The sequence below is a fragment of the Nocardia sp. NPDC005366 genome, from assembly GCF_040606855.1.
Classification (GTDB): Bacteria; Actinomycetota; Actinomycetes; order Mycobacteriales; family Mycobacteriaceae; genus Nocardia.
In genome coordinates, this window is sequence record NZ_JBEXFQ010000015.1 from 51,751 (window position 1) to 63,766 (window position 12,016).

General features: G+C 65.8%; 9 protein-coding genes. 5 read left to right on the top strand and 4 right to left on the bottom strand.

The genetic code is table 11. The features are described from left to right. Positions 1–112: 112 nt before the first annotated feature. Positions 113–2,170, top strand: coding sequence for a prolyl oligopeptidase family serine peptidase (locus ABZS43_RS18665; protein WP_355037160.1), 2,058 nt, complete (start codon positions 113–115; stop codon positions 2,168–2,170). Between the two features lie 31 nt (positions 2,171–2,201). Here the strand turns inward: ABZS43_RS18665 and ABZS43_RS18670 are convergent, their stop codons facing one another. Next, entirely contained in the window at positions 2,202–3,062 is an 861-nt protein-coding gene (locus ABZS43_RS18670; protein ID WP_355037161.1) for an alpha/beta fold hydrolase, read from the bottom strand. Positions 3,063–3,099: 37 nt separating this feature from the next. Further along, the gene (locus ABZS43_RS18675; RefSeq protein WP_355037162.1) at positions 3,100–3,705 is read right to left on the bottom strand and encodes a TetR/AcrR family transcriptional regulator; all 606 of its coding nucleotides are present in this window, start codon (positions 3,703–3,705) and stop codon (positions 3,100–3,102) included. Positions 3,706–4,705: 1,000 nt separating this feature from the next. On the opposite strand from ABZS43_RS18675, the gene ABZS43_RS18680 reads away from it, so the two are divergent. Both ABZS43_RS18680 and ABZS43_RS18685 read left to right on the top strand, forming a co-directional pair. After that, entirely contained in the window at positions 4,706–5,488 is a 783-nt protein-coding gene (locus ABZS43_RS18680; protein WP_355037163.1) for a DUF6585 family protein, read from the top strand. Positions 5,489–5,552: 64 nt separating this feature from the next. Further along, entirely contained in the window at positions 5,553–6,242 is a 690-nt protein-coding gene (locus ABZS43_RS18685; RefSeq protein ID WP_355037164.1) for a ZIP family metal transporter, read from the top strand. Between the two features lie 696 nt (positions 6,243–6,938). Here the strand turns inward: ABZS43_RS18685 and groL are convergent. Continuing rightward, positions 6,939–8,564: a chaperonin GroEL gene (gene groL / locus ABZS43_RS18690; protein WP_355037271.1), complete on the bottom strand. Its 1,626-nt coding sequence runs from the start codon at positions 8,562–8,564 to the stop codon at positions 6,939–6,941. 217 nt (positions 8,565–8,781) lie between these two features. Beyond that, the gene (locus ABZS43_RS18695) at positions 8,782–9,084 is read right to left on the bottom strand and encodes a hypothetical protein (RefSeq protein ID WP_355037165.1); all 303 of its coding nucleotides are present in this window, start codon (positions 9,082–9,084) and stop codon (positions 8,782–8,784) included. Positions 9,085–9,228: 144 nt separating this feature from the next. Here ABZS43_RS18695 and ABZS43_RS18700 point away from each other — a divergent pair, with 144 nt between their 5' ends. Further along, on the top strand, positions 9,229–9,903 hold the full coding sequence (locus tag ABZS43_RS18700) for a suppressor of fused domain protein (protein ID WP_355037166.1): 675 nt from the start codon (positions 9,229–9,231) through the stop codon (positions 9,901–9,903). Between the two features lie 47 nt (positions 9,904–9,950). Then, positions 9,951–12,008 carry an NAD(+) synthase gene (locus ABZS43_RS18705; RefSeq protein ID WP_355037167.1) on the top strand — a complete coding sequence of 686 codons (2,058 nt, stop codon included), beginning with the start codon at positions 9,951–9,953 and terminating at the stop codon, positions 12,006–12,008. Positions 12,009–12,016: the final 8 nt, after the last annotated feature.

A 12,016-nucleotide genomic window follows, 5' to 3' on the forward strand; every position in this document is an offset into this window, starting at 1 on the left:
CGACCCCGCGTAGAACCCGTATCCGGCCCGAGCGCCCGCACGGACCGAGGGGTGTCGGGGATTACCCGCGATCGACCCACCCCGGCCGCCGCGCCTCGGCCAGAATGTTCACATGACCGAGCCGAACCCGACCGACCCGTACCTATGGCTGGAACAGGTGACCGACGAGCGTGCCCTCGACTGGGCTCGCGCGCATAACGAGGTGGTGATAGCGCAGTTCGCCGACTCCGACCGGTTCAGCGATCTCGAACGCCGGATCCTCGACATGCTCGACACCGATACCAAGATCGCCTATCCGGGACGGCGCGGGCCTTGGCTCTACAACTTCTGGCGCGACGCCGAGCACCCGCGCGGCCTGTGGCGGCGCACCACCTTCGACGAGTACGCGAAGGAATCCCCCGAGTGGGACGTGCTGATCGACGTGGACGCGCTCGCCGCCGCCGAGGATGAGAACTGGGTGTGGGGCGGCGCGGCGGTTCTGCGGCCCGAGCAGTCGCGCGCGCTCATCAGCCTGTCGCGGGGCGGAGCGGACGCCAAGGTCATCCGCGAATTCGATATCGAGCGGCGCGTGTTCATCGACAAGGCCGACGGCGGTTTCACCCTACCCGAGGCCAAATCGGAACTGCGCTGGATCGATATCGATGCGGTGTACGTCGGCACGGATTTCGGACCGGGGTCGATGACCGACTCCGGCTACCCACGCATCGCCAAGCGGTGGCATCGCGGCACCGAATTGGACACGGCGGAAACGATTTTCGAGGGCGATCCGGGCGACGTCGCGGTATCCGCCGGATACGACAGGACACCCGGTTACGAACGCCACTACGTCGGGCGAGCCACCGATTTCTTCAACGAGGAGGTCTACCTCGTCGAGGACGACGGCACGCTGCGCCTGCTCGACATCCCCACCGACGCGAGCGAATCCTGGTACAAGGACTGGCTGCTGATCCGCCTGAAATCGCCGTGGGAGATCGCGGGAACCACCTATCCCTCCGGCGTGCTGCTCGCCACCGATTTCGAGCGATTCCTTTCCGGCGAGCGGGATTTCGAGGTCGTCTTCACCCCCGACGCCCACACCTCGCTGCACGGCTACGGCTGGACCGAGAACCATCTGCTGCTCATCACCCTCGAGGATGTGCAGACCAAGCTCTATGTCGTCACGCCGACGACGCAGGGCTGGCGGCGCGAGCCGTTGGCCGATACCCCCGCGATGGCGACGACCAGCGTCATGAATCTCGACCCGCTCGAGGGCGGTGACGAATTCATGCTGACCACCAGCGGATTCACCACCCCGGCGACCCTGCTCTCCAGCGCCGTCGGCGGAAATACCGAACTGCTGAAACAGGAGCCGGAATTCTTCGACGCGTCGGGTATCGAGACCGAACAGTTCTTCGCTCGCTCCGATGACGGAACGATGGTGCCGTACTTCGTGATTCGGCACCGCGACCAGCGCGGCACACCCGGCCCGACGGTGATGTCCGGTTACGGCGGCTTCGAAGTCTCACGGACCCCCTCCTACAGCGGCGCGTCCGGTATGGGCTGGCTGGAACGCGGCGGCACCTGGGTGATGACCAATATCCGCGGCGGCGGCGAATACGGCCCGCAGTGGCACACCTCCGTGCAGAAAGCCAACCGGCACAAGGTGTACGAGGATTTCTCCTCGATCGCGAAGGATCTGGTGGCCAGGGGTATCACCACCGCCGATCAGCTCGGCGCGGTCGGCGGCAGTAACGGCGGTCTGCTCATGGGCGTCATGCTGACCCGATACCCGCACCTGTTCGGCGCGATCGTCTGCCAGGTGCCGCTACTGGATATGAAGCGCTACCACCTGCTGCTCGCGGGGGCCTCGTGGATGGCCGAATACGGCGATCCGGACAAGCCGGAGGAGTGGAAATACATCGCCGAATACTCGCCGTATCAGAATGTTCGAGCCGACGCGGAGTACCCGCCGATCCTGATCACCACCTCCACCCGCGACGATCGCGTCCATCCCGGCCACGCCCGTAAGATGACCGCGTTGCTGGAGGAACAGGGGCACACCGTCTGGTACCACGAGAATATCGAGGGCGGGCACGGCGGCGCGGCGGACAACAAACAATCCGCTTTCCAGGCCGGGCTCATCTACGAATTCTTCACCCAGCAGCTGATCGAGCGCGACAAGACCGTCTGAGCGAACGGCGGGAGTGGGCGCGGCCGTGTGCTCAGCGGTCGCGCAGCCACTTCTCGATCCGGTCGATGGTGGAATCCGGATCGGGTATCCAGCCGTTGTGGCCGAGCTTCTGCGGCTGATGCCAGGTGGTGACCTCGGCGTTCGGCATCTTCGCGAGCAGATGTTCGGCCGAGCGAGGCGGCGTCAGCTCGTCACCCGCCATGGTGATGGACAGCACCGGCAACTTCAACCGCGCGATCCGCTCCTCGTAGTCGATATCGGCACCGACCGGCACGAATCGGCCGGTGCGCGCCAGCCGGGCCCAGTCCGAGATCAGTACCTTGGACTGGGGGCCGAAGCCGCCCACCGTGATTCGATCACCCGGCCAGAAGCCAGCGAGGCTCGCGGTCACCGCCGCCGCCGTGGTGCCGACCAGCATGCCGGGCCCGAAAACGCCGGGATAGCCTCGGAAATACGGCGTTCCGGACGCGATGAGCACGAGTCCGCCGAGCCGGCCGCGGATTCGCGAGGCGTACATGACGGCCAATTGGCCGCCCATGCTGTGCCCGAGCAGATACGGTGTGCTCGACGGGAACCGGGCGCGGACCACCTCGAATATCGCCGGGAAATCGACCGAGACCAGTTCGTGGTAGCCGTACGTGCTCGACGGGCTCGGCTTCGGCCTGCTGTCACCGTTACCGCGCAATTCGCCGATCGCGACGTCGAAGCCGCGAGTGGCGAGGCGGCGGCCGAAGGTCTCGTAGTAGGCGCCGGGCACCCCGAGACCCGGTACGACCACCACCACCGGTCGTGGCGCATCCGCCGTCACCGGATGACGATGCGCTCCCTCCGCGGCGAGCAGCCGTACCGGAATGGTGCTGCCGTCCGGCACCTGGATCGGAACAGTCTCCATGCGGCGTCACGCTACCGCCTGCCGCGCGACCGTCCGGTCAGGCGCCGACGGCACCCATGATCACCCGACTCAGCACCGAGGTCATCTCCTCCAGCGGCGGGCGCGGATCCGAACCGCTCCACGAATCGACGACGTAGTTGACCGCGCCGATCACCGCCAGCACCCGCATCTCGTAGTCGCCGGTGGGGATTTCGCCGTGCATCGCCGCATCCTCGGCGGCACTGGCCAGCAACGATCCCCAGACCCGGCGTAGTTCGAGCCTGAACTTCTCCACCTTCGGCCCCGCGCCGACGACTTCGACGAGCGCGACGCGCGCTTTGCGCGGGTCGGCTCCGATGGATTGGACGTAGGCGCGTACGGCCGCGTCGATGAGCTCGAGTGAACTCGAGTCGGCCTTCTTGGCCAAGGCCGCGGTGACCGCCTCGCGCGACTCCTTGTCGATCTGCTCGTAGAGCTCGAGTAGGAGCGATTCGCGCCCGGTGAACTCCTCGTAGAACTGCCGCGAGGAGAGCCCTGCGTCCTTACAGATGGCGCCCACCGAACTATTGGCGTAGCCGTCGCGTGCGAAGACCGTGAGGCCCGATTCCAGAAAACGCGCACGCCGCTGACGTTGCCGGTCCTCTACGGGTTGCCCGGCATACATTCGTCCCGTATTCGCATCCTGTGACATTGAGGCAGACAATACCGAAACGCTCGATGCCCTCGTCATGGATCGGCGCCTTCGCTTCGACCTCGAACCGAGCTGATGTTAGCCGAAAGTTGGCTACATGGTTGCCAGATCGACCGGACGCTACCTTCAGCATCTCGATCGGCATCGAAAACTACTGGTGAATACGGCAATAGCGTGGCAGGTCGCCAGAATCGCCCGCGCGGCACCTACATTCACTGGCTATTCGCCAAAACGGCACCATGCTCGGCCCCATGTCATCGAGGGGGTAATTAGGAGGGAAAATCTAGAACAATTTTCGGCGAGTTCCCGCACCCGATCGCGCGGTCCCCAGCCACCAACGGCGTCGAGAGCCGCGCCGGGTGGGTACGGCAGCACCCGCGTGGTCGGTGTGAGGTCGTACCGCCGCCACCTCACCAGACAAAGCCCACCCGTTCGTCGTCGCGCACCACGGCCCTTTCGGTGTCACCGATTCGATCCCAGCCCGCCGTCCCCGGGGACGGAAACTCGATCTCGCCGCCGAAAGTTATGTCGGTGCAGTGCAATCGGACAACCATTTGGACCAGGGTGGAGAAAAGTCCGGCGTTGCCCGGACCGCACGAGAACGCGCGTGGCGCGGCGGGAATTCGAATCTCCGCCGCGGCGGACTGTCACCGAACCATTGGTGACGGTCACGCCATCGATGACCGAGACCCCGTCGGCCCGATCAGCGCGGGCGGCCATTGCCTGTCGTCGTCAGGCGAGCGATCGCCGTCTAACGGCGACGCCCGGACCAGCATTGATACCTTTCACTCCACGCCGAATCGGGAGTCGCGACGAATCCACTTATGCTCCGTCATCGAATCGACCGAATACTGCATATTCACAAAACCCGGTACTGCGGTGGCGACCAGCGAGCGAGTGGCATACGCTTCGCGCGGATGAAAGCCGCCTTGTGGAGGGACTATTGGCCACTCCGAACTTGACGGAGCACGACGTGGGCGAGACCGGCGAACGACGCACGGTACCGCCGACACAGCTGGTCCACTTGATGTCCGAGTATTTGAAGCTCGGTACGCATCGTCAGACGTTCCTGCCCGCACCGGCAGCGAGCGATCCGGTGCTGCGTGGATTCATCATCGTGGCAGGTGGGTTCGGTCTGCTCGGCGTCATCTGTCTCACCGTCGGCGCGATCGGGGGCGGCATCGCCACGGCGCTCGTCGCACTGATCCCTGCGGCATTGGCGCTGTGGCGTAGACGTCAGAATCGGCGAAATCGCACGGCCCGATTGGATTTATTCGATTTCGGTATGACCGTATACCGCTCGGGTGAGCAGGTTCAGGGATTCCGATGGGACACCGCGCACGTGTTTCAGCAGGTGATCGCCTTCCAGAGCAGCACACCGACCGAATACACGATGGAAATGACCGGACCGGGTGGCGCCCGTGCGGTTTTCGACGACGTCCTCTTCGCCGAGGGGCAGGAGTGGGGCAAGGCGATCCAGTCGGCCATCACCGGAACCCAACTCCCGGGCGCCGTCACCGCCATCGACGCGGGTGAGACCGTCCACTTCGGTGATATCGCCTTGCACCTGGATTCGCTGACCTTCCGCGGAAACACCTTTCCCTGGGAAAAGATCCAACTGATCGACGCACGCAGTGGGCTGGTCAGGATCAAAGTGGACGGCCATTGGCATTCGCTCGTCCCGGTAGCCGCGATCCCGAATTTCTACATCTTCAACGAACTCGCCGAACGGCTGCGGGTCACCCCGTTCGACTGAACTCCCAGCGAACAACGGCCTCTCCCACGGTCACCCGGCCGCGTCACGCCCTAAGGTGTGGCGCATGTTGAAAGCGCTGCTCTACGGAACGGGCACGGCCGCACCGCTCATCGTGGGGGCCGCGGTCGGATTACGGTGGACACTGCCGAAACAGCTGCTCGCGACGTTGATGGCATTCGGTGCGGGAACCATGATCGCGGCGGTGTCCTCGGAACTGTTCGAACCGGCCTTTCATCGGACCGGAGCGGTTGTCGCAGGTCTCGCGCTGTTCCTCGGCGCGGGTGTCTACGTCCTCGCCAGTCACCTCATCGAAACGAAACTCGGCCCCGCCGCCATCGGATGGGCGTTGATGCTCGGCACCGTGCTGGACGGCGTACCGGAGAACACCGCCCTCGGCGTCTCGCTCACCACCGGCGGCGGCCTGGTCCTCGTGGTGGCCGTCGCGGTCGGCAACGTTCCCGAGGCCATCGGCGGCGCGGCCCTCATGCGCGACAACCACGGATTGTCCCGTAAGCGCTCCTTCATGCTCTGGGTCGCGACCGGCGTCGTACTCGTCCTGGTGACCGTCCTCGGGAATTCGCTGTCCGACAATCTCTCCGAGGTTCAGATCAGCACCGTGCAGGCCTTCGCCGGTGGCGCGACCATCGCCGTGCTCGCCGACTCCCTCATGCCCGAGGCCTACCGGGAAGGCGGCTGGTGGGTCGGCATGGCGACGGCTGCGGGATTCCTCGTCGCGTTCGTCCTCCAGGGCTGAGACACGCAGCAGGCACCCATCGGATCGACCGATATCGATGTCGAAACATCGAGCAGACCGCGCCCGTACGTGGGGTGCTCTTCGGCGCCGAGACGGTGCCTGGATCAGGCGGCGTCCAACCGTCCCTGTCTACCGTCCTATGGTGCCGATGAAGTAGGTCCCGCGAGACAGGGCGAACGATCCGGCAGATCGAATGCGCGCCTGAGAAGGCGGAGGAATCCGGGTAACAGACCCCGTCGGTTCACGACCGATTTTTCCACAGAAGCGTGGAGATCCGGGATTCACGACCCGGTCGGCTGAAGCCGATAACTCAAAAGTAGAGCCCCGCTTCGTAATCTCGATGGGCGGCCCACACGGGCCGCCCATTCTGCTACCTGGCTGCTATCCCGGAGCTGAGCCTCGGGATGGTCGGCGACGATTTCATCGACTACCAGCGCAGACCAACGGGTTCTGGGTAGAGCCGCCCGCAAACCGAGGTTGGGTTCACGATCGAGACGTTTGGTGATCGCGAGAGCGGCGATCATCTCGCCGTGCCCGAAGTCGATCCGGTCGCCGACCTGGAGAGTTCGAGACGATTGCGCCTCGAACGGTTCGCGGGTGCACCGTCGCCAGCCGTGGGATCCGTGAACGCCGGAAGCCGGCCCACCCGAAGGTGGACCGGCTTCCGGTTCGAAATAGGGTGCCGGGAGGCTGGACTCAGAAGTCCATGCCGCCCATGCCGCCGGTCGGGTCGCCCGCGGGAGCGGCGGCCTTCTCCGGCTTGTCGGCCACGACGGCCTCGGTGGTGAGGAAGAGCGCGGCGATGGAGGCCGCGTTCTGCAGGGCGGAGCGGGTGACCTTGACCGGGTCGGCAACGCCGGCGGCCAGCAGGTCCTCGTACTCGCCCGAGTCGGCGTTCAGGCCGTGGCCCGCGGGCAGGTTCGAGACCTTCTCCGCGACGACGCCCGGCTCGAGACCGGCGTTGAAGGCGATCTGCTTCAGCGGAGCCGACAGCGCGACACGCACGATGTTGGCGCCGGTGGCCTCGTCACCGGTCAGCTTCAGGTCGTCCAGCGCCGGAGCCGACTGCAGCAGGGCCACGCCGCCACCGGCGACGATGCCCTCTTCGACGGCGGCCTTCGCGTTGCGAACGGCGTCCTCGATGCGGTGCTTGCGCTCCTTGAGCTCGACCTCGGTCGCGGCTCCGGCCTTGATCACCGCGACACCGCCGGCCAGCTTGGCCAGACGCTCCTGCAGCTTCTCACGGTCGTAGTCCGAATCCGAGTTCTCGATCTCGGTGCGGATCTGGGCCACGCGGCCCTGGATGCCCTCGGGGTCGCCCGCGCCCTCGACGATGGTGGTCTCGTCCTTGGTGACGACGACCTTGCGCGCCTGGCCGAGCAGTTCGACACCGGCGGTCTCCAGCGAGAGGCCGACCTCTTCGCTGATGACCTCGCCACCGGTCAGGATGGCGATATCGGCCAGCTGGGCCTTGCGGCGGTCACCGAAGCCGGGCGCCTTGACGGCGACGGACTTGAAGGTGCCGCGGATCTTGTTCACGACCAGGGTCGACAGGGCTTCACCCTCGACGTCCTCGGCGATGATCAGCAGCGGCTTGCCGGCCTGGATGACCTTCTCCAGCAGCGGCAGCAGATCTTTGACGGTCGAAACCTTCGAGCCGACCAGCAGGATGTACGGATCCTCGAGGACCGCTTCCTGACGCTCCGGGTCGGTCACGAAGTAACCCGAGATGTAGCCCTTGTCGAAGCGCATGCCCTCGGTGAGCTCGAGCTGCAGCCCGAAGGTGTTGCTCTCCTCGACGGTGATGACGCCTTCTTTGCCGACCTTGTCCATGGCCTCGGCGATGAGCTCGCCGATGGACGGATCGCCTGCCGAGATACCGGCGGTAGCGGCGATCTGCTCCTTGGTCTCGACCTCCTTGGCGGTCTCGAGCAGCCTGGTGGTGACGGCCTCGACGGCCTTCTCGATGCCGCGCTTCAGACCGAGCGGGTTCGCGCCGGCCGCGACGTTGCGCAGACCCTCACGCACCAGGGCCTGGGCGAGAACGGTCGCCGTCGTCGTACCATCACCAGCGACGTCGTCCGTCTTCTTGGCGACTTCCTTGACCAGCTCGGCGCCGATCTTCTCGTACGGGTCCTCCAGGTCGATCTCCTTGGCGATGGAAACACCATCGTTGGTGATCGTGGGGGCGCCCCACTTCTTCTCCAGGACAACGTTGCGACCCTTGGGGCCCAGCGTCACCTTGACAGCGTCGGCGAGGGCGTTCAGACCCCGCTCGAGACCGCGACGGGCCTCTTCGTCGTACGCAATTGTCTTGGCCATTGCGTTGAGATCCTCCACATGTAATGGGGCTGACACACAGGACGACCGCTTGTCGGATCGCCCCATTTACGCTGGCCAGGTTCGGTGCCCGCGACGGACGACCGAGGGTGTCGATGGAACCCGGTCTCACCGTCCCGACCCTGGCACTCACATGTCGAGAGTGCCAAGCCATTTCTAGCACTCGCGGGTGCCGAGTGCAAGGTCCGCCGACGGCGAGCTACGAGCGGTCGTCGATCCGCAGCACCAGCGCCACGAACGCGTCGGTGCGGCGCTCGTCCGGCGTGCGCGGTTCCTCGTTGTCCACGGTGACCAGTTCGGCGTCGTGCAGAAGCAACTCGGCCTCCACCCGCATGATCGCCCGGATGAACGGTGGCGCCACCTCCGGCGGCAGATCGCCGTTCACGATGTATTCGCCGTCCGGTCCCGATTCGGTGGATACGAACGACAGCGCGTGCAACAGGTCCACGCGCCGCTCCCCCGCGACTAGGTCGGAATCCGCTCCGTCCATGTCATCCGCCATCGCTATAGCTTAGCGGGAGGGAGGCGCGCGTTCAGTGCACAGATGTTTCAGAAGTCCGGGTGTCACCAGCGGCGATGCTTTCCAGCCGGTAGATGACATGTTCCTGCTCGGCACGCCGACGCGCGGCGAACTTAAGGTGGCCGGGTGAGTGATAGACCCGGCTGGGACGCGATCGATCGCGCCCTTGCCCCGCTGTACCCGGAGATCGAGCCGACGCGTTGGAGCGTCGCGCACCGCTGGTCGCACGGCGGACCGGACCCCCTCGACGGCGTCAGCGCCTATCCGCGCACCGGCCCTGTTCCGCACTGGCACTACGTCGGGTACGGGATGACCGAGTTGTACGAGAAGGAATGGGACGACCCGGACGCATCGGGGTGGGGATTCGAATTCACCTTCCGGCTCGTGCGCGCGCCGCAGGACACCGTCGCGCCCGAGTGGCCGGTGACCTTCATGCAGAATCTGGCCCGCTACGTCCACCAATCCGGGGAATCGCTGGAGCCGGGCCACACCATCAAGGCGAGCGGTCCGCTCGACCCCGAACTCCCCGATTCGGCGATCCGAGCCGCGGGTTTCGTGGTCGACCCGGAACTGGGCGGGGTCGACTCGCCGTTCGGCCGGGTGTCGTTCCTCCAGATCGTCGGGCTCACCATGCCGGAGTTCCGGACCGCGCGCGGCGGGAAACTTCTGGCGATGCTGGCCGGGCTCGCGGATCGACTACCGCTCTACGTCACCGATATCCACCGGGCGACCCTTGTTCCCGAGCCGAAGCCACAGGCGACCTGGCCGAGTTGGGGCGGCGGATTACGCGGACGGGCGTAGATTTCGAAGCGAATCGTGATCATTGGTCTCGGAATCGAGGAGGCGCGGTGGCGGACCTGCCGTTCGACTCGCTGTATCGGCACGGATTCGCCCGGGTGGCGGTCGCGGTGCCCCAGGTCAGGGTCGCCGACCCCGCGTTCAACCTGACCCAGACCCTCGACCTGGCGCGACAGGCGGCCGATCGGGGCGCGGTACTGACGGTCTTTCCCGAACTCGGGCTCTCCAGCTATACCGCCGACGATCTGTTCCACCAGGACGCGCTGGACGTCGCGGTGACCGAGGCTGTGGACCAGGTCGTCGCCGCGAGCGCGGATATCGACTCGGTGCTGATCGTCGGCGCACCGGTGCGGTCGCAGGGACGCCTGTTCAATTGCGCGATCGCGGTGTGCAAGGGGGTCGTCCTCGGCGTCGCGCCCAAGAGTTATCTGCCCAATTATCGCGAGTTCTACGAGAAACGGCAGTTCGCCGCCGCCCGTGAGGCCTGGGACGACCATATCGTCGTCGCCGGGCAGCGGGTGCCGTTCGGAGCCGAATTACTTTTCACCGCAACGAATCTGGAAGGATTCGTCGTCCATCTGGAAATCTGTGAGGACGGCTGGGTGCCGCTGCCGCCCAGCGGTTACGCGGCGCTGGCGGGGGCAACGGTCCTTGTCAATCTGTCGGCCAGCAATATCGTGATCGGCAAGGCCGACTATCGGCGGGCCCTGTGCACATCGCATTCGGCGCGCTACCTGGCCGCCTACCTGTATTCGGCCGCGGGGCACGGTGAGTCGACCACCGATATGGCGTGGGACGGGCAGGCGCTGGTCTGCGAGAACGGCGATCTGCTCGCGGAGGGCGAGCGCTTCGCCGACCATCCTCGCCTGGTGATCGCCGACCTGGATCTGCAACGACTGGCCGCGGATCGGCTGCGCACCACCAGTTTCGCCGACACCGTGCACGATCACCGGGAGCGACTGGCCCGGATGCGGCGCATCCCCGTCGAGCTGCCGATACCGGCGGGGGAGATCGGACTGGAACGCGAATTGCCGCGATTCCCCTACGTTCCCGCCGATCCGGCCGCCAGGAACGAACGCTGCGCCGAGGTCCACCACATTCAGGTCGAGGGCCTGAGCACGCGACTGCGGGCCACCGGCTCGCAGCGCGTCGTCATCGGCGTCTCCGGCGGACTCGATTCCACCCAGGCACTGATCGTGGCGGCCAAGACCATGGACCGGCTCGGGCTGCCGCGCACGAACATCCTGGCTTACACCATGCCGGGATTCGCGACGAGCACCCGGACTCGCAACGACGCCGACGCGTTGATGGCGGCGCTGGGGGTGACCGCGCACGAGATCGATATCCGCCCGTCGGCCACCCAGATGCTGCGCGATCTCGATCATCCCGCGGCCGATGGTGTTCCGCAGTACGACATCACGTACGAGAATGTGCAGGCAGGTGAGCGCACCTCCCATCTGTTCCGGTTGGCGAACCGCCATCACGCGCTGGTGGTCGGCACCGGCGATCTCAGCGAACTCGCCCTGGGCTGGTGCACTTTCGGCGTTGGCGACCATATGGCGCACTACAGCGTCAACGCCTCTGTGCCCAAGACGCTGATCAAATACCTGATCGCCTGGGCGGCCGACACCGACCAGTTCGGGCCCGAAGCTCGCGACGTCCTGGAATCCATTCTGCGGACCGAGATCTCACCGGAACTCATTCCCGGCGCCGACCCCTCCGATCCCGGCCAGAGTTCCGAGGCCACCGTCGGCCCGTATGAATTACAGGATTTCCACCTGTACTACCTGCTGCGTTTCGGCTATCGCCCGAGCCGCATCGCCTATCTGGCCCGACGTGCCTGGTCCGATCCGTCCGTCGGATCCTGGCCGGACCTGATTGCGGCCGATCAACGCAATGCCTACGACCTGCCGACGATCAAGCATTGGCTGGCCGAATTCCTGCGGCGTTTCATCCAGACCAGCCAGTTCAAACGTTCCACCCTGCCCAACGCCCCCAAGGTCGGTTCCGGCGGTTCCCTTTCACCCCGTGGCGACTGGCGCGCCCCCAGCGACGCCTCGGCCGCCGCGTGGCTGGACGAACTCGCCCGCAACGTGCCGGACGTATAGGCGCGCCA